Here is a 21,235-nt window from a genome sequence, read left to right on the forward strand (position 1 = left end):
TACTTACTCCATTTTTGGATCAATCTAATCTCCGACAGTCCAATAGAGTTTTCCGAGTTTAAATCGGTACCCCCCCAACCCGTTACTGCTTTTATCTCCCCAAAATTGAGGGGACCGCCACTCTAATTTATCGAAGAAGGATGTCTTTTATGTTTTACGAGTAATTTTTTCAGGTGAAACACAATTCGACATTATTCCCGAAGGTAAAATATTGGCGATTCCAGAAGTCCCTCATTAATAGGGAGGTGGTAGCTTTGAAGAAATATTGGATTATCCCTTTTGTAATTCTAATTGCATTGGTTGGGGCCTGGTTTTTTCGGTGGGAAAAGGGGCCTACTCAAACCAAAGACGGGTTAACGGTTATTTATTTACGTGACCGCTGGACATGTCAGTCATGGGTTAAGTTTTATGGTGTAAGCGGAGGGCGATTATACAGCGGCGAAATGAGGCCTGTTGTTTCACCAAATGATATAGCAAATAGAAAACTTAAAATTTTAAACAGTTCAGAGACAACCCAAAGGAAATTAGATTTAAATAAGCAAATAGATGATTATAATAAAGAAAAATCGCAACATCACTTTGCGCACTTGACATATTTTGAACTAGTCAAGAAGAATAAGGAATTAGCTGATATGAAAAATGGCAATAGGTTCTCTTTTTTGCTCCCAATCGACGAAATTTCGCGACATCAAGAATATGAGCAGGGAATTTCAGAAAACATTATTTACGAACAAGACTTATGGATAGATGCCAATGAGAAATATAACAAAGCAAAATCCGAACTAGCTAATCAACCCAAAAATGCAGAGGAAAGAGCTGAATCCGAACTAAGAACCTGGGCCTGGCAGGTACGTAAAATTGCTACAGGGATATGGGCAGGTCTATTATTGCTAACCATACTCATAACCGTCATATTGCTAAAGCAGGACAAAAAAACCACCTAAACAAAACACCAGGAGCGGACGGCAGGTAAGTTATAGTGGCTATGTATTGGTTTGCCTGTAACTCGGGAAATAGCTCATCTATTTTGTCATGAGCGGCCTGACGTAATTTAGAATTAGTCTCGAGCTCTCTTATGAAGTGGTGGGTCATAGCATGGAAGAAAGGCAAATCCCAAGAAATCACAAAGTCTTCCTTCTCCCGTTCTATTGGTTGTTCTGCATGGTAGATGAATATCGCATCCACAAAAAACGAACGGCCCTGGTTATCCTCTTGCTCATCGAAGTCCCGCCGGATTCTCTCCATCCTTTTAATATTGCAGTTAATCAACTGTGCAAAATCGTGGTCAGAGGCACCGCTTGCTTCATATATCGGCAAAATATCTAACAGAAATTCTCCAGACGTAACAAGTTGGTTCTCATAATCACTACAAAGAGAATCCAGGTCTTCAATTATTTCTTCTAGCTCCGCTATCAGGTACTGGTTTTTAAACACTTTTGCCTTCTCAGCAGCCAGGTCATCCTTCATGCTACGACGCAAAGCCGATATTGAATTTTGCTTACTCAAAGTAAACCGTATTAGACGTCTCAGCCTTACGAGATGGTTAGCCATTTTCTTTTTAATTTCTGTACCAGTAAATGCCGCGGTTTGTCCGCCCATTGTAGCTCCTCCTTTGGTGCATGATTACTATATCGATCAGCGCGCCTCTTTGCTGGTATGCTTGCAGTTCCGTTCCATAGCCTGACGAGCCCGGAGAATACCCTTGCCACGCTTAATACCCTTTGCAAAAAGATCGGGATCCTGCTGTAATAGACGGTTTAACTCGTCCGGCAGTAGAAATAATGTACATTTAGGCAGCTTGATTTCAATGAATTTCATATCCCGTCTCCACTTGTTTTTTTGCAAACCAATTCATGTTGTTTATCAACACTCATTATTGTAGTCCTCTTGATATGTAGTAATTATTTGAGATAAAACCCCCTCAAAAAGAGCCGCTGCCTCTCGCACCTCGTTGATATCTCTTTTGTGGAACACTTCAGTATATCTATCGCCTATAGCGTTTAGTTTCTCAATTAAATCTGGCCTTTGTCTGTTACACCATGGGAGCGCGCCGGCAGGGTATACCACCCTCATCCTATCCAGCATTTCCTGCCAAATGTTTAAAGCTTGTCCACCATCCCAGGTATCCGCTTGAGAGAGTTTCAACTGCCGTAATAGCGGAATAGCTTGGGGGTTAATTTTCCCGGGGAAACATACCTTAGCGCCATTAACCGTAATGCCATAATCCGCTAACTGCTTAATTAGTTCAGAGCGGGAAGTCATTTAGATCCACCTCCTGGCCGGCAAATTCATTCAAAATACTTTCTAGATTATCTCTGCTCACACCGTTCACACTGTTCACACTTGCCAGTTTTCCGCGCCGTTGCTGGATTTCTGCGTTCACACTTCCGTTCACACTTGCATCACACTCGTTCACACTTCCTTCATTTTCGTTAGTGTGAACACTGTTACCAGTGTGATGGCTGTGAAGAGTGTGAACACTGTGAAGAGAAAACTCATTATTTTCTTTATTACTAAATCCTTGTTGAGATATGTAATACTTACCGTAACCAACTTTATTAATTAAACCTTCATCTAATAGAGCTTCAATAGTTTTTCTAACGTTAGGGCCTTTGCGCCCAACTACTTCAGCGATTTCTTTTGGCGACATGGCTTCCTTAGCTTTTCTTAAAACCTCTAATATATCTCTGCGCTCTTGGCTCAAACGGTATTCTGCCGCATCACCTAAAATGGCCCATGTACCTATTGTCTGGTCAAAATTCAAAGCTAACTCCTGTTCCTCAACATCACGACCCGTGATATAAAGGCTCGCCCCTGATGCTCCTCGTTCCCGCTTTAATATGAGGATGCCGTCAGCAGCGCCGCTTATGCCGGTACTGCCGCTAATAGTCTCAAGAGGATCATCGCTTCCCATCTTGCGAAGGTGGTGAACAAGTAACACACTAACCCCGTAACTATCTGCAAGACGCTTCAGGCCATCCAATGCACCATAGTCCTCCTGGTATATAGACCCGCTTGAACTAATTTTCCCTCGTATCTTGCCAAAGGTATCAATCACCACCAGCTTACAGTTAGGGTGTACTGTCAGCCATTTATCCAGCAGTTCCAGACCACCCTGATCAAGTTTCTTCCACTCGGTGAAAATATGGAATCCTACCGGTGCTTGTCCATTCTGCAGGATCTTCTCCAATCGCCCTTTAAGTCGCCTTGGTGTATCCTCCAAAGCAAGATATAATACCTCAGAACGTTCAACCTTTTTACAACCCAGTGCCCACCCTCCAGCTGCAACAGCGGAGGCAATGGCTAAGCATAACCATGATTTGCCCATTTTTGGCCGGCCGCATAGAAGGCTTAATCCTTCACAGAGTAGCCCAGGTATCAACCATCGTGGCTCTGGAAACTCCGTCTCCATGATCCCTTGAGCAGTATAGCCAATAGGAAGGTTGTCCTTCTCCTGCCCGGACTCTTGCAGTCTAAATTCCTGTGTCCGTTCTACCAATACCAGCAATTCTTCCTTAGTACCCCCGGAACCTAACCAATCTGAGACATCGCCTTTTTCCGGTAAATCGGGTAATTCAACGAGCTTCACATGGCAACCCCTGCCAACTAATTGAATAGCAACCTTATGGGCATGTTCCCGGCCCGGTTCATCGTTGTCCGGAAGGATCACCACTTCAGAGCCAGAGGGAAAATACTCACTATGAGCTTCATTCCACTTACCTGCGCCCCCATGGTTCGTGGTTGCGACCAATCCCTTGACTAACAGATTATCAACGTCTTTCTCGCCTTCAACGATAAAAACCGTTTCTCCCCGCTCCAAGGCCGCCAGTAGTTCCGGTAATCGATAAGGGAGCGGTTTCACACCTTGCATATTCCATAACCACCCGCCCCGACCTTTAGGCCGCCGTTGCCGGAAGCTTTTCGGGCTCAGCCGAACAACCTGGTAAGCCAAATTACCTTTAGTGTCTTTGTAGTTGTACTCTTCTACAATATCCATCGTTGATTTCCTCGCCGGCTCATCTAAAAACAGATCGCTAACTTTAAGCCCCAGAGCAGTAACAATATCTTCGACACTGCATCCAGCATGACAATGTAAAAGAATTTTTCCGTCTTTAACGCTATGCGAAAGACTACGCTGCTTATCATCATGAGCCGGGCAAAGTGCTGTTTTGCCGCGGACGCCTTGAAGTTTAGATAGAAAATCTTCGTAGGTCATTATTGCTACCTCGTTACTGAGAGAAAAAATTCCTGCAGCCCTTCATGTACACCCCTGTATAACGCCCGACCCTCCGTCCAACGAAATACAGCGGCCAATGCTGTGAAAGGGTCAGCTCCGCTTTCGAGCGTAACGGCAATTAGACGGATCGAGTCATCAAGGGATTCCTGGGGGATAAATGTAAGTGCTTCAAAAATAATGTCAATCACTATCGTAACTTCCTCAACGTACCATATCCCGCTTTATCATCATCATTACTAATACTTGCGGTTTCCTGCGAGGCCATCCATGCGTCAAGTGTCTCTCTTCTGCAAAGGATTCGATTTCCAACTTTCAGGTGTGGAATCCGTTTTGCCTTAACTCCCTCTAGAAATTTCCAGTAGGAGCAGCCAATATAGGCGGCGCTGTCCCTTGCATTCATCGTTGCACGCGGCAGAACTGGCCTAATAGCGTTTAGGGCATCTTCTTTAAGCTGTTCCCCTATTCTGGTCATCTTTACTGAGCCTCCTTGATCGGGTAATCCTGAGCTAGTTGGTCCAGGGGAGTATTTAACACTTTCGATAGCTTTTGTAGGACCATCAATGATGGTCTTGCCTTCCTATTTTCTAAACGGCTAAGTGTCGTTATAGCAATCCCTGTAGCGCTGGATACCTCATTCTGCCGTAATCCCGCTTTTATCCGTGCGAGTTTTAAAGCTGTTGGACGCATTTTCTAAACCTCCCATTGCAATTTCTTACTTATCATGGTAAACTTTTTATGTACCACTGATAAGTACATAAAAAAGGTCACATTAGGTTTGGAGGCTATATTATGCGGCCAGATTCGCCAAAAGAAGAAGAGTTCTTACCCCTTCAAACAACATCATGGTATCATTCAAAATACACGTTAAAAGAAAATAATGGCATTGTGTATTTGGTTGCTGAAGGAGGAACTAAACCGGAGCCCTATCAGCCCCTTGAAGCACAACCACCTAAAAAAAACAACCGAAATAGTCAGCCGTACTACCCTGAGGAATGGAATTGCTTACCGCACATCAACCTAGCAAGACTCGATTTAAACAACCAGAATGATATTCTTGATTTTGTTAATCGTTGGGGATTACTTGGGTTATGGGAGGTTAAAGATTACAGGTATTGGTCATTTTGGCCTTATGAGAGGTTTATAATGATTCACAAAGACAACCCAGTAGTAAAAACATTTTCTTACCATTATATAAACCCTGATTTTATGGATGGACGGAGTAGGTCCCATCACCAGCGCTACAGGGAACCGTTGGACGCTTTCATCAAGGCTGCCCAAGAGTACCAAAATTGTATAACTCTTCTCGAAGGGGATGCAGATGATAAAAGCGATGCTCAGGACCTACTTAACAAATATATTTCGGATTGTCATCCAACTGCATGGTATATAACAGAGCCAAAAGAACAGTGGACTAGCCACTGGCAAAGCCCTTCTTTGCTTCACACCTGCTACCTAATCCGTTGGATGGACCTAATATCCCTAAGGGATTATAAACGCTGTAAACATAAAACTTGCCGGAAAATCTTCATAGCAGAAAGACCAAACGAAAGATATTGTTCTTTTAGATGTAAAGAGAATTCAAAGAGATTAAGAAATTATCATAAATAAAGGAGGTATAACTCATGGCCGGCAAAGGCTCAATTGAAAAACGGGGAGCCAACACCTGGCGGCTTATTGCCAGCTGCGGAATGAAGGGCGATCAACAAATTAAGAAAACGAAAACCGTTACTGTAAAGGTTTCCTGTGAACAAAAATCATGTAAGAATTGCACCCGAATAGCACGCTGCCAGGCGCGGCGGGAAGCAGAAAAGTTGTTGGCTGAATTCGTGCTTGAGATCGAAAAAGGCCTGTTTCTTGAATCCAGCAAGCTTACCTTTTCTAATTTCGTGGATCGCTGGATAAAAGATTATGCTGAATCTAACTTAGCACCAAAAACATTATCAAGCTACCAAGATATGCTCAGGAAATTTATCCTCCCTGCTTTTGGCCATCTAAAACTTGAACAGATTAAGCCTGCACATTTAATAGAATTTTACGCAAACCTACAAGAGGATGGCATAAGGCTTGACGGCAAGCAAGGTGGTCTTTCTGAAAAAACCATATCTTACACACACCGGATTATTTCAAGTGTCCTTCAAGACGCCGTTCAATGGCAAGTTATCGCCTCAAATCCCGCCAGCAGGGTAAAGCCGCCAAAGGTCACAAAGAAACAGACCGCCTGCTATGATGAAGAACAAACAGCTGCTTTGATGGAAGCGATTGAAAATGAAGGATTAAAGTACAAGGTAATAATACTCCTGGCAGTATTTACCGGCCTGCGGCGTGGTGAATTAATGGGCTTGGAATGGCAAGATATAGATTTCAACAAGGGCACGCTACTAGTAAGGCAAGCCAGTCAATACCTTCCCGACAAGGGTACATTCACAAAAGCCCCTAAAAACGAAAGCTCAGTACGGTTAATGGCACTCCCTGCATCGATTATGACTCTACTAAAACAGTACAAGGTAAATCAGGCTGAAGAACGATTAAAGGTGGGAGATTTATGGCGTGGGACAGGAGTACTAAGTAATTTTACTGAATTGCTTGATTCTGTCACGTCTAAAGATGTGTCTGCAGCACAACTTCTCAAAATCCTACGTAGCCAGGACGGAATCATTGAAAAATGGGAAGATAATCTCCAGGCTATAGCTGTCCGGATAAATAACGAAGAGATTATTCAGGAGCTTTGCAAGTTTGGAGAGAAAGCTGCTCCTGAGATAGCCGCCCTAAACACCTTATCCGATATGCAGTTAAAAGAGTTCATATCTTTGTGGAAAAGCAAAAAATCAAGCGGGGGCAGGTTATTTGTAACCTGGGACGGACAACCCATGCACCCGGATACTATCAGTAAATGGTTCCCGAAATTTCTAAAAAGACACGAGCTCCCCCCGCTCCCTTTCCACGGCCTTCGTCATACGGCGGCCACAATGTTGATTAACCAGGGACTGCCAGCCAAAAGTATAAGCGGACGCATGGGTCACGCCGATATAGGAACAACCTATAATATTTATGGCCACTACTTAAAGAGCGCCGATAAGGAAGCAGCAGACCGGCTGGAGAAGGTCTACCAAAACATGAAGGGCAACGTAAATTAAGAAACAAAACAGGACAGGTTTTAGCGCCTGTCCTTAGTGTTTTATTGGTTACTTTTTGGTTACTTAGGATACCGTTTTTATAAGACTATCCCCAAATTATCCCCAAGAGTATAAAAAAGCTTCCGGAGGAAACCCCGGAAGCCTTGTTTTTACTGGCGCGCCTGGGAAGATTCGAACCCCCGACCTTCTGATCCGTAGTCAGACGCTCTATCCAGCTGAGCTACAGGCGCATAATTGACCACCTCGTTTGCGGTGGCAAGTTATATTGTAACAAAATCGGGATTGCTCGTCAAGTCGCTGTTGCCTGGCATGTTATTCCCGGCATGTTGGTTATAACCCCAGCGCTGCCAGGCGTCTGTAGGCAAAACTTAACAATTTAAAAATAATCCGGTTCAGCTCTTTTTTCAAGCCTTTTTAATAAACTGTTAAAAACTCTCCCGGCAGGTGTGCAAATGCAAACCCTGGCTCACTGTTTTAAGCCCGATGCCTCAATCATTATACCCTGTAAAAATGAAGGCGACAACGTCAAAATGACCGTGGATTCGTTAATGGCTGCCCTGCCTTCCAGCGAAACCGAAATTATAGTTGTTGACGACTTGTCCCAGGACGATTGCTGCCGTTTTCTGCAAGCAGACTCCCGTTACGCCAAAATCCAATATATCTCCTTGCCCGGCCTTGGCGCGGCGCAGGCCAGGAATTATGGCGCTGCTGCAGCAAAAGGGGAATACCTTGTCTTTTGCGACGCCCATATCACCGTTCAGGAAGGATGGCTGGCAAGCCTTCTTAACACCTTTAACCGCCCGGGCGTAGACGCCGTTTCCCCGGCTATAGGCTCTATAGCCAACCCTGACGCAGTGGGATATGGCCAGACCTGGAATGCCCGTCTGGAAACAGCCTGGCTTCCAGTCCCTGCCCGGATGGAGACAACCAGGGCGCCCCTCCTGCCCGGCGGGTGTCTGGCCGTGCATTCCAGTGTATTTCAACAAGTGGGCGGTTTTGACCGCGGCTTTATCGTTTGGGGTCACGAGGACGTCGAGCTGTCACTGAAACTGTGGCTCTTTGGTTACGGGCTTTACATCAACCCCGCAGTCAAAATCCTTCACCTCTTCCGCCAAAAACATCCTTACCGGGTAACTTTTGATTACGTGCACTACAACCTTTTACGCATGGCCTATTCCCACTTCAATAACAACCGTGTTGATAAGGTCATAGCATTGGTAAAACCGTACGGAAAATCCGAAAGAATCATCAGAAATGTTTTAAAAAGCGGTGTTTTAGATCAGCGCCAGGATTATTATAAACGCCGCCAACGTGACGACGACTGGTTTATGTCCGAGTTTCAAATACCTTTTTGAAAAGAGAGCATCATAGTGCATTCTCCCCAACTTGGGCATCATTGGACAGAAAAGCCCTCTCCCAAATATCCACATAAGACCCTGTTGCCCACTCAGCCATAATAACGGTTTCGCCTTCCCTCATTTCAATTTCCCCCATGGGTAAGCTGTCTAACTTTTCGTCTCTTATTCCGTAGATATACAGTTTGTTTTTCGTTTCAATAATAGCTATATCCTTATTCGGCGAAGTAAAGGCATCCAAAGCGTTCGGAACCCTATCTTTAATATTCTGCCAGCTGAGATATAACGTATCGTAAAGAATCAAATTGGCGGGCGGAATGATGTTGATAGGAAATTCCCTCGTTTCGGCCATGCCGTTACTTTGATAATTTATCCTTCCCTGAAGATACCAGTGTCCGTTTTTTCGTGTCAGCCCAAAATTCTCCTCGTCCGCAACTTCATTGAGCAAAGTAACACCTTCATCACGCAATGACCGAAGCGCTTGTTCCCTGGCGCTGCGATAAGCTGTTAAGCCCCTGGCTCCCAACAGATCTGAAACCTTGACACCGATCTGAGACGACAATTTGTCAACCGGCAATACCTGCAGAATACTTATGCCGGTGGTAATATTTTCTATGGCAATATAATCATTTCCTATATAATCAATGGCTATTGCGGTATTCCTTTTTTGCGCTTGTTTTAAAGAGGTTCCCCTTGACACTCTTTGCGTTGCCGAATCCTTCACCGCTGTATCGCGCGCGAATAATTCCGCTGTCCCATTCTTCAGATCGCTGCGTACCTGAAGCTCCCAGAAACCGCTATTACGCGGGAAAAAAATATTGTTCCTGGTCAGAACCGGACGGAGCTTTTTATCGTCCGAAGCAACCCAAAGGGTTTCATAGGTATAACCATTATCCGATGGTATTTTCAGTCCTATAAAAATACCGGAGGTCCCTATATTGCTTTCATTGTTTGTATCACGAATATTCGTGTCCGCAACCGGCAGGGGGCTGTCCGCCTGATCAGATATTTTCCGAAGCAGCAGTGCTTTATTTTGTACAAAAGCTATAACCGTTGCATCATCGATTTTCATAAATTCGCCCAGGAAATTTAAATTTGCATATAGCGTAACGACGTCGACTTCCTTATTCATAGACACAAGATAGTTGTTAAGTGCAATATATCTGGTCATCAAATAATCGGTTGAATTCACCTTCTTTATTTTATAGGAGGGTTTGTTCCAGACATAACCGCCTAATACCGCAAGTTCCCTGGTAAACTGGGCAGTACCACCCTCTGCCGGAAGGTTTGCCTCGCCGGCGTATCCTTCGGGAGCCAAATTTTGAGTCACCGTCCATTTCCCTTCCAATGGACAAACCTTATAGACCGGCGGAACAATCTTTCCTGCTGCCGTCCACGAAGGATTTGCGCAGCCGCCCAGCAAGAGAAGGGAAAACAATGCCAGTAAAAGTTTATACGTATTAAGCATCCGGACGCTCCCCTTTGGGCAAGGTTATCACCACATCCGTTCCTTTATTAAGCTCGCTGCTGATTTCCAGCTTTCCGCCCATCAGGTTAACAATCTCCTCGCAAATCGAAAGCCCGATCCCGTTTTTGGAATGTGAGCTTTTTCCTTTATAAAACTTTTCTTTGACCATGGGCAGTTCATCTGCAGCTATCCCGCAGCCGTTATCGGATATGGTAAATTTAAAACCTTCTTCTTGGACTTCCGCTTTAAAATGGACATAACCTCCCGGATGATTAAAATTAAAGGCATTATCCAGAATATTAATAAACAACTGTTTAAGACGATTTGCATCCGAATAAATATTCGGCATGTTTTCAGGATAATCAACGGTAAAATCAATATTTTCCCGCACTGCCCGCGGGGTCAATTGTTTACGCAAATGTTCAAATAGATTCACCAGGTTCACGTCTTCAGCGTTGAGTTTGATGCGGCCGGAAACAAACTTGGAAAAATCCAGAAGTTCTTCGACCATCTGCGTAAGCCGTTCACTCTCTTTGGAAATAATATTAAGGCCATCGTTGAGCATCTCTTTCTGCTGAAAGCTTTCACTTTGTAAAGTAATCGCCCAGCCCTTAATGGATGTCAATGGCGTACGCAGTTCATGAGACACGGATGATATAAAGTCATTTTTGAGCTGTTCCTTTTTCACAATTTCATCAGCCAAGTAATTCAATGTATCAGAAAGCTTGCCGATTTCATCATCGCGCGTTTTCCTGCTCTTTATTTGAAAGTTGCCTGCCGCCATTCTTTGCGCCACGGTGGTAACTTCCTGTAAGGGTACTGTGATGGTATTGGCTAAAAAAACGCTGATCGAACCCACGATGAGGATTACAAACAGACCGATTAAGATAAAGATTTCCTCCGTTTTGACAATATCCTGGTCAACGGCACTCAAAGAGGCGATGAACCGTAAAGCGCCTACGATTTGATTGTCTGATTTGAGCGGATTGGCGACTGCCATGACTTTTTGCCCGTTTAAATAGCCGACCCATACACCCGTTTTGCCGGTTAAAGCTTCCTCAATATCGTTACCCTTCATTTCCTGTGCAATGCTGCCCTGGGAATCCATTACAATATTGCCGTTCTTGTCAACAATCTGCACTTCGGCATTACTCTGGTTCCAAAATGCATCCACATTATAAAGCACATTGTCTTGAAGGGATGTATCCGAAAAATACTTTGTATACATCTCCGTGCAAATTTTTATCTGATTGCTGAGACTGCCTTCAAGACTGCTGTAATAGTTCTGGCGAACGATGTAAATAAGCAGCATTTCCAGAATCGCAACCGTGAAAATAATAACTATCATAAAATTGGCAGTTAACCTTACTCTGATTCCTTTCATTAAGTGCTCCTGTCAGGTTCCGCCTGCAATCGATACCCGGAGCCCCAAACCGTTTTTATATAGTCAGGCGCAGACGGATTATTTTCAAGCTTTTCCCTCAGCCTTCTGATATGTACATCCAAAGTTTTCGTATCCCCAAAATAGTCTTCTCCCCAGACGGCATTCAATATTTCATTTCGTTTAAGCGCCTTCCCCTGGTTTTCCATAAACATCTTCAGTAATGCAAATTCTGTCGGCGTTAATTCAATTTTCACACCCTTTTTTAAAAATTTATTGGCAATAACATCTAAACATAAATCCCCACATTGAAGAACATTTTTACTAACCTTAAAGTATGTCCTGCGCCTTAGCATGGCCTTGATTCGCGCTATCAGCTCAAAGGGGTTAAACGGTTTGACCAAATAATCGTCCGCACCCAATTCAAGACCAAGGATTTTATCTGTGTCCTGCCCCTTTGCCGTCAGCATGATCACCAATGTTTCGGGCATCATTTCTCGAATCTGCTGACAGACTTCGAAACCGCTGATCCCCGGAAGCATCAGATCCAGTACGGTAACGTCGGGCATAAAGCTTCTCAGCATCGTGAGGGCTTTCTCCCCAGTCTCCGCTTCTCCCACTTCATATCCGACCGCGCTCAGGTTAAGGGTGATAAAACGCCTGATCGATTCCTCATCTTCAACAACTAGAATTTTTATTTTTGGATCATGCATCGGATTTCTCCATTCTATTTAACTGGGCAATTAAATATTTAAAATACTGCTGGAAAACATATAATTATTCTATGGGAAAAGTAGCTGCCATTAACTCTAGAAACTCAATATGGGATTCGTAAGCAGGTTGTCCGGCTTCGTAAATCTTATAAATCGCTTATGGAGCGAAAGCGCCCGAAACAAGCGCCGCATAAGCTTGAATTCCTGCCTGTTTAAGGTGAACCCCATCCGGGTAAAAATAGTCGTTATGGCCGCTGCTTGCCGAATGCCAATCCACCAGTTTTATTTCTGGATGGGCGGCCGCAGCCTGGGCTAAGATCTGATTGACCACACTTTCCCACGGTTTCGGAACACGGGTATTCACTATCACGATCCGCCTCTCCTGTCCAAGCAAATTCAGTATATCCATAAACTGGTCCTGTGTAAATGCTCCATTTGCCCCCAGCTCGATAACAACCGTCTTCCCCAAAAGACCCTGTTCTTTCAGGTTTCCTATTACCTTCGGCGCCTGATACATCTGTCGGCCGATTTCCGCATCCACGATAATGTCCGGGAAAAGCTTCTTAAGTTCGAGTTCGATATCAATCATGACCGAATCTCCAATAATAGTGACGCCTTTACCTGTAAACACATCTTTTTTATCTGCTCCCAAAGTCTCTTCCCCGGCGACGGATTTCTTCCCGGCTCCATTTTCCCCACTTTCTCGTGGTTCTGTTTCTTCGGGCTTTGTTTGTTCCGGTTCACTAATAATCTCCGATTTTATATCCGTTTGTTTCGCCTGGCTTATCATCGCACATCCGCTTACCGCAAGAATAAATATACTAAAAAATAATACGATGCCTGCTGAAGTAACCTTTCTAGGAACTCCCAATGACTTTTGCCACCACTTTAAATGGTATAACAACCCCTGCAAAAACTCTTTCCATTTGCCGCGGCGAATCGGGTCCTCTATGAAGAACCAGGAGAACGCCGCCAGGGAAATGCTCAAGGCCGTCTGTCCAAGCGCAAGCTGAATATTCACTCCCCCCGTATTGACGGTCGGGCTTGTCAACACGATGACAGGGTAGTGCCACAGATAGATTCCATATGAACAGACACCCAGCGACCGCAAGGGTTTCATGCCAAAAATCCTGCCGAGCCGGCTGGCCGGATGGGCCAATACTGCCACTATAACGGCCGAGGCGACAGAAAAAAGCAAGAGTCCGCCGTAATATAAGAATGTTTGATATTGATTGCTTTTCCAAATCATCCACAACACAGCCAAAAGCGCTGCTCCTCCGACGACATCGAGCGCAATACGACCTCTGGGAGACAGATCGTCAGACAGCTTTCGGCTAGGCCATATGATTGCAAGTACAGCGCCAATAAGCAAAGAAAAAGCACGGGTATCGGTTCCATAGTAGACCCGGCTGGGATCCAAACCGGGCGTATAAACAATTGCCATCGCGGCAGCTGAAGTTATAACCAGAGCTAGCATTAGCCCAGCTAAGCGGCCTCGCTGTGGAATATAGTGTAACCCCAGCCCCAAGAGCAAAGGCCAAACCAGATAAAACTGTTCTTCCACAGCTAAAGACCACAGGTGTCCTAAAGGCGAAGGCAATCCAAAGCTGGCAAAGTAAGAAACCTTTTGAAAGGTTAGCAGCCAGTTGCTTGAATAGAACATTGCAGCCAGAACATCATCCCATAGGGATGACAGTCGGATCGGATCGAATAAAGAAATCCAGACAATAACCCCTGCCAGCGTTACAAACAGGGCGGGTAACAAGCGCCGTGCCCGGCCCAACCAGAAATCTTTCAGGTTTACGCCTGCTGAAGGCTTCCATTTGGCAACTAAAATGTCGGTGATAAGATAACCGGACAGCACAAAGAAGATGCATACGCCCAGGAACCCTCCCTGAGCCCAAGTCAGGTTTTGATGGTAAGCAATCACCGCCATTACGGACAAGGCCCGCAGCCCATCCAGTCCTGGCATATAACGTCTTGAGTGAAGTGGAGCCTGTTCATAATGCTCCGCAAACCCAAGCTTTCCATTCCATTCCATCTGTTGATTTCACGCTCCGTACCACAGTAATTCAAAATCCTTCGACGCCTTTTGGATAGTCCAGGTATGCCCTTTTTCTTCACAATACCAATTTTTTCGAGTAATTACTTTACAAAATGCTTAAAAATTCTTACGAAAAAGTTATATTTGGTAAATATATTTCAAATGATTGTTCATTGCTTCATCATTAACTGTATTAAAATATGAAATATAATTAGGCTGGAGTACGGCGTTAAGAGAGTATCCTCTTTATTTTGCCAGAAAAAAACGCCTGCCGACTGGACTTTGTCGACAGGCTGAAGCCCAGTATTACTGGCCTTTCTATGTAATTCAACCGTATCAAAATATGAGTACAAATTTCGGTGAATATAGACGCTAGTGTCCGGTTTTAAGTTTTGCTAAGTGCTTGAATACAATTTGCATAGAAATTCCTATTTTCATTCAAGTCCCTTCTGATTACTCCACCAACAAAAAACACACCTTGCGGTGTGTTTTTTTCTTGGCGGAGAGTGAGGGATTCGAACCCTCGATACAGGTTATGCCCGTATACTCGCTTAGCAGGCGAGCGCCTTCAACCTACTCGGCCAACTCTCCATAAAAATACTATTCAACTCCGGCCGTTTTAAACCGGCAGGACTTAAGCGTCTGGCGGAGGGGGTGGGATTCGAACCCACGGGACCCGTGAAGATCCAACGGTTTTCAAGACCGCCTCCTTCAACCGCTCGGACACCCCTCCCCGGCAGCCCAACGGACTCCGTTTTACGTATGATTTTAGGGCAAGATTAAGTTTAACATAGAACAAATGCTGTGTCAATAAACCCTGCCGGTCTCTAGTGCCGGTGAAATCTTCAAAGTCAGCCAATCCGGGCCATACCGCCCATATAGGGCCGTAGCGCCTCAGGAATGATAACCGTCCCGTCTGCCTCCTGGTAATTTTCCAAAATGGCTGCAACCGTACGGCCGACTGCCAGTCCGGAGCCGTTTAAAGTATGCGCCAGTTCAACCTTGCCTTTGGCATTCCGGAAACGGATGCCGGCACGACGGGCCTGGAAGTCCTCAAAATTACTGCAGGAGGAAATTTCCTTGTACGCCTGGTAGCTGGGCAGCCAGACCTCGATATCGTAGGTTTTCGCAGATGAGAAGCCCATATCTCCGGTGCATAACAATATAACCCGGTAAGGAAGGCCCAGGAGCTGTAAAACTTTCTCGGCGTTTTGAGTAAGTTTTTCCAGTTCGTTGTAGGAGTCTTCCGGCCTGCAGAACTTCACCAATTCAACCTTGTTGAACTGGTGCAGGCGGATCAACCCGCGGGTATCACGGCCGGCGGCCCCTGCCTCCGCCCGGAAACAAGCGCTGTAAGCGCAGTGCAAGATGGGCAGCTTCTCCCCGTCCAGGATCTCATTGCGGTACAGGTTGGTAACCGGCACCTCAGCGGTTGGTATGAGGTAGTAGTCGGAGCCTTCGATTTTGAACATATCCTCGGCAAACTTGGGCAGTTGTCCCGTTCCCACCATACTGTCACGGTTGACTATAAATGGCGGAAATATTTCTTCGTAATGGTGTTCGGTGGTATGCAGGTCCAGCATAAAGTTGAACACTGCCCGCTCCAGCCTGGCTCCCAATCCCTTATAAAAGACAAACCGGGCGCCTGCGACCTTGCTTCCCCGCTCGAAATCGATGATATCCAGAGCTTCGCCTAAATCCCAGTGCGGCTTGGGTTGAAATGTATAACTGCGGGGCTCTCCCCAGGTACGCATAACCGGGTTGTCGGCCTCGCTGGTCCCGGTGGGAACCGACTCATGAGGCATATTGGGAATATCCAAAAGGATGTTTTGCAGCCTTTCTTCCAAGGCTTTAACCTCTTCATCCTTCTCTTTAATCTCTCTGGAAAGCTCCCGCATTTCCAGGACCATATCCGGCGCGTTTTGGCCCGTTTTTTTTAGCTTCCCGATTTCCTCTGAGACGGTGTTGCGCCGGTTTTTCATTTGCTCAACCATAAAAAGCTTCTCGCGGCGTTGCTCATCAAGTTTTAAAAACTCATCAAGGGTCACCGCGGAGCCACGCCTGACCAGTGCTTCCTGCACAATTTGCGGGTTATTGCGGACAAATCTCATGTCAAGCATTAGGATTACCCCCATTGAAGATTAACAAAATATGCCTATTCAATATCACAATATTATACTATAACGGTTGTCTTTTGTAAAACGAACGGGTCTTGGCTTTGAGGGAGGCATCGGTATCGTAATCCTGGCAATCATCCTCGACCGTCTCACCCGTGCCCTTGTCAAGGGCAGGGATCAAATCAACAGCGGTTCCCTCTCTTAACTTAATAATTGAGGCGCCCTCTTGGGGGCGCCTCAATTATTACTGCTGGAATTTTAGATACTTACGTTTCTAACACTCAGCACTCCGTCGATTTTGGCGATTTCAGGCATTGTTTCATCAGGAACCGGCGCGTCAACATTTAGAAGCATCACTGCTTTACCGCCGATTATTTTCCGGCCAACCTGCATTCCGGAAATATTTATATTGTGAGCGCCAATCAAGTTGCACACCGGACCGATAATCCTCGGCTTATCGATGTGGGGAACATAGAGCATGTGGCCTTCCGGTATGGCATCAACATGATAACCGTCAACTGAGACAATACGGGGGTCAACCTTGCCAAAATTGGTCCCGGCCACTGAAATTTCTTCCCTGTCAGAGACAGCTTTAACGGTAATCAGGTTGGCATAGTCGCCTTCCCCCGTGGCTTGCTGCTGGACAACGTTAATGCCACGGTTTCTGGCCAGGATAGGAGCATTGACAAAGTTCACCTTCACCTGGAGGATCGTGTCCAGGAAGCCCTTTATTAAAGTAGTTGTTATGGGGGCAACTTCCTGGTTGGCCAGGTCACCGCTGTAGGTTACCTCAACCTTGCTTACGCGCCCGTCAATCAACTGGGCGCAAAACTTCCCCATTTTCTCGGCCAGGTTGAGGTAGGGCTTGACTGTGGCCATCACCTTGGGGCTCATGGACGGGATATTTACAGCATTTTTAACAAACTCCCCATGCAACGCTGCAATTAGCTCTTGAGATACATCACAGGCCACGCATAGTTGGGCCTCCGAAGTGGAAGCGCCCAGGTGCGGCGTAGCAATGAAGTTGTTGAACGCAAAAAGCGGGCTATCGGTATTTGGTTCCTTCTCAAACACATCAAGCGCGGCGCCAGCCACTTTCCCTGTTTGCATGGCTTCATAAAGCGCCTCCTCATCAACTACGCCGCCCCTGGCACAGTTGATAACACGCACACCCGGCTTCATCAGGCTAAAGGCCTTTTCCCCTAAAATGTATTTAGAATCTTTGGTTAAGGGAATGTGGCAGGTTATGAAATCTGCCATCTTTAGGATTTCGTCCAGTGGCAGCAGCTGGGCGCCGAGCATTTGAGCCTTTTCTTCAGTAAGATATGGATCATAGGCTACAACTTTCATTTCCAGACCCTGGGCCCGCTTGGCCACAGCTGCCCCGATCCGGCCCAGGCCGATTATGCCCAGCACCTTATCCCGCAGTTCAACTCCCATGAAAGATTTTTTATCCCACTTGCCGGAACGAAGGGTATTGCTGGCCTGGGGAATGTTGCGCGCCAGAGACATCATCATCGCTATGGTATGCTCCGCCGCGGCAATGGTGTTGCCGTCAGGGGCGTTGACCACCAATACACCCTTGTCGGTGGCTGCCGCCACATCAATATTGTCCACTCCTACACCGGCCCGGCCGACCACCTTAAGTTTAGAAGCTTGCTCCAAAACCCGGGCAGTCACCTTGGTGGCGCTCCTGACAATCATCCCGTCATAATCTGCGATGATATCGACCAGTTCGTCCTCGGTGAGCTTGTTGCGGACATCCACTTCAATATCGGATTCCGCTCTCAGCGCGGCTAAACCTTCTTCTTCAACCCCGTCAAGCACCAGTACCTTCATTGCTATACCCTCCCTAAAAATACTTCTTGCGCAGCCGCTATCCCCGCTCCAAGCTGTACGGGATAACCAGCCTCGGCCAGCGCCATTTCCAGTGCGCTTACGGCAATTATCACGTCCATTTTATCTGCAAAGCCCATGTGGGCGATGCGTATGATTTTCCCTTTTACCTCGCCCTGTCCGCCGGCAAAAATTACCCCATATTTATTTTTAATAATTTTTCTGAGGTCGTCGGCGGCAATTCCCTCCGGCCCCCATACCGCGGTCAAGGCATTGGAGGCGTAGCGTTCTTCCGCCAGGAGCCGTAAGCCCAGGGCCTTGACGGCGGCGCGAGTGGCACGGGCCAGCAGGGCATGGCGCGTATAGACATTGTCCAGCCCTTCCGCTTCCATCATTTCAAGTGCCGCTTCCAGCCCATAGAACAGGGTCACATTGGGGGTGTAAGCGGTATTCCACTTATCCAGGACTTTTTTGAAGGCCGGGATACTGAAGTAAAACCTGGGAGCTTTATTGTTGTTAACCACACCCCAGGCCTTGTCGCTGACGCTGACCATGGCCAGTCCCGGCGGCAGCATGAATGCCTTTTGAGATGCCGTGCAAAGCATGTCAATGCCCCACTCGTCCACCTTGATCTCGATTGCTCCAACCCCGCTGACTCCGTCCACCAGGAGTAATGCAGGTGTCCTGGCTACCAGGGCGCCGATGCCGGCGATATCGTTGCATACACCAGTGGAGGTCTCGTTCTGGGTCGCCAGCACCACTTTAACATCAGGATTCTGACGCAGCTTTTCTTCGACCACCGAGAGGTCCACATCTTTGCCGTAACCAAAATTAACCTCTATAAGCTCGGCGCCATAAGCCCTGGCAATATTGGCAAAGCGTTCCCCGAAATTACCGGTGATCAAGGCCAGGACCTTGTCTCTGGCGCTTACTGTATTGGCGATGGCTGTTTCCAGCGCGCCTGTCCCGGAATTGGTTATTACAAAGATATCATTTTGGGTCTGAAAAACCCTTTTCAGCTTTTCAACAATCCGCTTGTGCATCCGGGCAAATTCATCGGTACGGTGCCCGCCTACCGGCCTGGACATGGCGGCATACACGGACGGGGGAACAGGCGTAGGACCCGGCATCATCAGGTATTGTTTGTCTTGCACTTGTAAAAAACTCTCCCTTCTTAACCAAAACAAAATTTTACAGTATGCATTGCGCTCATAAAATAATGAACCTCTCGTCCCCTTAAATTAATAGGGACGAGAGGTTTCTCCCGCGGTGCCACCCTTTTTGACCGGAATCCTCCGGTCCTCTTGAGCATGTTCTAACGGGAACTACCGTGCCTGCCTACTTCTGCTTTCAGCAAGCCCCCTCCAGGGAGCCAATTTCATCTGCGCCGCTCCTGCCGGTTTACAGCCACCACCGGCTCTCTGAGAGGATTTACGACGGATTACTCTACCCTTTCACCGGGTTTATAGTGGGAACAATCCCCTATAATTAAATAAACTTGTTTAAAATATTACTACACATGACAGCAATATGCAATAGGGATACAAAATAACAATATATTCTCAATATTTACATACATGATAATACCTTATGCTAAATGCAATTTTCCAGAAAATAACGGTGCACCCGCAAGTCGCCGGTCAATTCCGGGTGAAAACGGCTTTACAGGAATCACCGGGGCACTGCCCAGCAAGCCGCCGTATTCGACGTAATCGCCCACTTTTTTACCCACCGCGGGAATCATCCGTACAGCGGTGGTTTTTTTGTTAATCATGCCTATGGCTGCTTCATCTGCAATAATCGCGGCGATTGTCTCTGCCGGTGTATCACCTGGTACGGCGATCATATCCAACCCGACCGAGCATACACAAGTCATAGCCTCAAGCTTTTCCAGAGTAAGAGCGCCAGCCTCGGCGGCACGGATCATGCCGGCGTCTTCGCTAAGAGGAATGAAAGCCCCTGAAAGGCCTCCAACGTAGGATGAGGCCATGGCGCCGCCTTTTTTAACAGCGTCATTCAAGAGGGCCAGCGCGGCCGTGGTCCCGTGCGTACCGCATATTTCAATGCCCATTGCTTCCAGGATCTCGGCAACGCTGTCCCCGATCGCCGGGGTGGGAGCCAGCGATATGTCGACAATGCCAAAGGGAACCCCAAGTCTTTCTGCGGCGGTTCGCCCTACCAACTCACCCATCCTGGTAATCTTGAAAGCGGTTTTCTTGATAGTTTCGGCCAGCACTCCAAAGTCTGCTCCCTTAACAGTTTCAACCGCCTTTTTTACTACACCGGGACCGCTTACACCGACGTTGATGACGCACTCCGGCTCGCCGATACCGTGAAAGGCCCCCGCCATAAAAGGGTTGTCCTCCGGCACATTGGCAAAAACAACCAGCTTGGCGCATCCCAGCCCGTCCCGGTCAGCCGTAAGCTCTGCGGTTTTTTTTATAACCTGGCCCATGCGGTATACCGCGTCCATATTTATTCCGGCATGAGTTGTCGCCACATTTACGGAGGAGCAAACCCTGGTTGTGACGTCCAGCGCTTCAGGGATACTGTCGATCAGGCGGTGGTCGGCTCCGGTAAACCCTTTATGCACCAGCGCGGAATAGCCGCCGATAAAATTGACCCCGACAGCGGCGGCAGCATCGTCCATGGTCCTGGCGAAGTCAACCATATCACCCTTTACGCTGCTTTCGGCGACCAGGGCCATGGGTGTCACCGAGATCCTCTTGTTGACAATGGGCAGGCCGTATTCGCGCTCTATCTGCTCCCCGGTTTTGACCAGTTGGCCGGCCAGTCTCGTGATTTTGTCATAAATTTTGGTCCTCGTCTGGCGGGAGTCCGGTCCGGCACAGTCCCGCAGACTGATACCCATGGTAATCGTGCGGATATCAAGGTTTTCCTCCTGCACCATCTTGATAGTTTCCATTATCTCCTGTAAGGTGAGCATCTT

The 21,235-nt window shown here is 46.8% G+C and carries 20 protein-coding genes, 3 tRNA genes and 1 other annotated feature; of the genes, 4 read left to right on the top strand and 19 right to left on the bottom strand.

What is annotated here, in order from left to right; all coding sequences use genetic code 11:
- Window positions 1-254: 254 nt before the first annotated feature.
- Window positions 255-944, top strand: a complete 690-nt coding sequence (locus tag Psfp_RS04805; protein WP_134217421.1) for a hypothetical protein — start codon at window positions 255-257, stop codon at window positions 942-944.
- Here Psfp_RS04805 and Psfp_RS04810 read toward each other — a convergent pair.
- Genes Psfp_RS04810 through Psfp_RS04840 form a run of 7 tightly spaced genes read right to left on the bottom strand, consistent with a single transcriptional unit; the run spans window position 910 to window position 4,924 of the window.
- Window positions 910-1,599, bottom strand: a complete 690-nt coding sequence (locus tag Psfp_RS04810; RefSeq protein ID WP_134217422.1) for a hypothetical protein — start codon at window positions 1,597-1,599, stop codon at window positions 910-912. The two genes, Psfp_RS04805 and Psfp_RS04810, sit on opposite strands and share 35 nt — an antisense overlap.
- Window positions 1,600-1,635: 36 nt before the next feature.
- Window positions 1,636-1,818 carry a hypothetical protein gene (locus tag Psfp_RS04815; protein WP_134217423.1) on the bottom strand — a complete coding sequence of 61 codons (183 nt, stop codon included), beginning with the start codon at window positions 1,816-1,818 and terminating at the stop codon, window positions 1,636-1,638.
- A gap of 45 nt (window positions 1,819-1,863) precedes the next feature.
- On the bottom strand, window positions 1,864-2,262 hold the full coding sequence (locus Psfp_RS04820; protein ID WP_134217424.1) for a hypothetical protein: 399 nt from the start codon (window positions 2,260-2,262) through the stop codon (window positions 1,864-1,866).
- A complete protein-coding gene (locus Psfp_RS04825) occupies window positions 2,246-4,216 on the bottom strand; it encodes an AAA family ATPase (RefSeq protein WP_134217425.1) in 1,971 nt (656 codons plus the stop codon). The genes Psfp_RS04820 and Psfp_RS04825 overlap by 17 nt, the downstream gene beginning before the upstream one ends.
- 5 nt (window positions 4,217-4,221) lie before the next feature.
- Window positions 4,222-4,425, bottom strand: coding sequence for a hypothetical protein (locus tag Psfp_RS04830; RefSeq protein ID WP_134217426.1), 204 nt, complete (start codon window positions 4,423-4,425; stop codon window positions 4,222-4,224).
- Window positions 4,425-4,709 (bottom strand): excisionase family DNA-binding protein, encoded by a 285-nt coding sequence (locus Psfp_RS04835; protein ID WP_134217427.1) that lies wholly within the window; start codon window positions 4,707-4,709, stop codon window positions 4,425-4,427. Before Psfp_RS04835 ends, Psfp_RS04830 begins: the two co-directional genes overlap by 1 nt.
- A 2-nt stretch (window positions 4,710-4,711) precedes the next feature.
- On the bottom strand, window positions 4,712-4,924 hold the full coding sequence (locus tag Psfp_RS04840; protein WP_134217428.1) for a helix-turn-helix transcriptional regulator: 213 nt from the start codon (window positions 4,922-4,924) through the stop codon (window positions 4,712-4,714).
- 102 nt (window positions 4,925-5,026) lie between these two features.
- Here Psfp_RS04840 and Psfp_RS04845 point away from each other — a divergent pair, with 102 nt between their 5' ends.
- The gene (locus Psfp_RS04845; protein WP_134217429.1) at window positions 5,027-5,845 is read left to right on the top strand and encodes a hypothetical protein; all 819 of its coding nucleotides are present in this window, start codon (window positions 5,027-5,029) and stop codon (window positions 5,843-5,845) included.
- A gap of 80 nt (window positions 5,846-5,925) precedes the next feature.
- A complete protein-coding gene (locus tag Psfp_RS04850) occupies window positions 5,926-7,371 on the top strand; it encodes a site-specific integrase (RefSeq protein ID WP_192895272.1) in 1,446 nt (481 codons plus the stop codon).
- A gap of 153 nt (window positions 7,372-7,524) precedes the next feature.
- Here Psfp_RS04850 and Psfp_RS04855 read toward each other — a convergent pair.
- Window positions 7,525-7,601, bottom strand: a tRNA-Arg gene (locus tag Psfp_RS04855).
- A 222-nt stretch (window positions 7,602-7,823) separates the two neighbouring features.
- On the opposite strand from Psfp_RS04855, the gene Psfp_RS04860 reads away from it, so the two are divergent.
- Complete coding sequence (locus Psfp_RS04860; RefSeq protein WP_134217431.1) at window positions 7,824-8,726, top strand: glycosyltransferase; 903 nt, start codon at window positions 7,824-7,826, stop codon at window positions 8,724-8,726.
- Window positions 8,727-8,736: 10 nt separating this feature from the next.
- On the opposite strand, the gene Psfp_RS04865 is transcribed toward Psfp_RS04860, so the two are convergent.
- The 11 genes from Psfp_RS04865 to Psfp_RS04915 form a co-directional block, all read right to left on the bottom strand.
- Window positions 8,737-10,194: a hypothetical protein gene (locus tag Psfp_RS04865; protein WP_134217432.1), complete on the bottom strand. Its 1,458-nt coding sequence runs from the start codon at window positions 10,192-10,194 to the stop codon at window positions 8,737-8,739.
- Window positions 10,187-11,578 carry a HAMP domain-containing sensor histidine kinase gene (locus Psfp_RS04870; protein WP_134217433.1) on the bottom strand — a complete coding sequence of 464 codons (1,392 nt, stop codon included), beginning with the start codon at window positions 11,576-11,578 and terminating at the stop codon, window positions 10,187-10,189. The genes Psfp_RS04865 and Psfp_RS04870 overlap by 8 nt, the downstream gene beginning before the upstream one ends.
- Complete coding sequence (locus tag Psfp_RS04875; protein ID WP_134217434.1) at window positions 11,578-12,288, bottom strand: response regulator transcription factor; 711 nt, start codon at window positions 12,286-12,288, stop codon at window positions 11,578-11,580. Before Psfp_RS04875 ends, Psfp_RS04870 begins: the two co-directional genes overlap by 1 nt.
- Window positions 12,289-12,445: 157 nt before the next feature.
- Window positions 12,446-14,260: an acyltransferase family protein gene (locus tag Psfp_RS04880; RefSeq protein ID WP_134217497.1), complete on the bottom strand. Its 1,815-nt coding sequence runs from the start codon at window positions 14,258-14,260 to the stop codon at window positions 12,446-12,448.
- Between the two features lie 569 nt (window positions 14,261-14,829).
- A tRNA-Ser gene (locus Psfp_RS04885) sits at window positions 14,830-14,923 on the bottom strand.
- A 52-nt stretch (window positions 14,924-14,975) separates the two neighbouring features.
- Window positions 14,976-15,065: transfer RNA gene (locus tag Psfp_RS04890), tRNA-Ser, on the bottom strand.
- A 118-nt stretch (window positions 15,066-15,183) separates the two neighbouring features.
- Complete coding sequence (gene serS, locus Psfp_RS04895) at window positions 15,184-16,452, bottom strand: serine--tRNA ligase (protein ID WP_134217435.1); 1,269 nt, start codon at window positions 16,450-16,452, stop codon at window positions 15,184-15,186.
- A gap of 58 nt (window positions 16,453-16,510) precedes the next feature.
- On the bottom strand, window positions 16,511-16,690 hold the full coding sequence (locus tag Psfp_RS21505; RefSeq protein WP_134217436.1) for a hypothetical protein: 180 nt from the start codon (window positions 16,688-16,690) through the stop codon (window positions 16,511-16,513).
- 17 nt (window positions 16,691-16,707) lie between these two features.
- Window positions 16,708-18,288, bottom strand: coding sequence for a phosphoglycerate dehydrogenase (serA, locus tag Psfp_RS04905; RefSeq protein WP_134217437.1), 1,581 nt, complete (start codon window positions 18,286-18,288; stop codon window positions 16,708-16,710).
- A 2-nt stretch (window positions 18,289-18,290) separates the two neighbouring features.
- Window positions 18,291-19,439 carry an alanine--glyoxylate aminotransferase family protein gene (locus Psfp_RS04910; RefSeq protein WP_190240167.1) on the bottom strand — a complete coding sequence of 383 codons (1,149 nt, stop codon included), beginning with the start codon at window positions 19,437-19,439 and terminating at the stop codon, window positions 18,291-18,293.
- Between the two features lie 89 nt (window positions 19,440-19,528).
- Window positions 19,529-19,752: a binding site (T-box leader), on the bottom strand.
- Window positions 19,753-19,873: 121 nt separating this feature from the next.
- Window positions 19,874-21,232, bottom strand: coding sequence for a PFL family protein (locus Psfp_RS04915; RefSeq protein WP_134217438.1), 1,359 nt, complete (start codon window positions 21,230-21,232; stop codon window positions 19,874-19,876).
- Between the last annotated feature and the right edge of the window lie 3 nt (window positions 21,233-21,235).

Origin of the sequence: Pelotomaculum sp. FP, assembly GCF_004369245.1 — a bacterium.
Taxonomy (GTDB): domain Bacteria; phylum Bacillota; class Desulfotomaculia; order Desulfotomaculales; family Pelotomaculaceae; genus Pelotomaculum_C; species Pelotomaculum_C schinkii.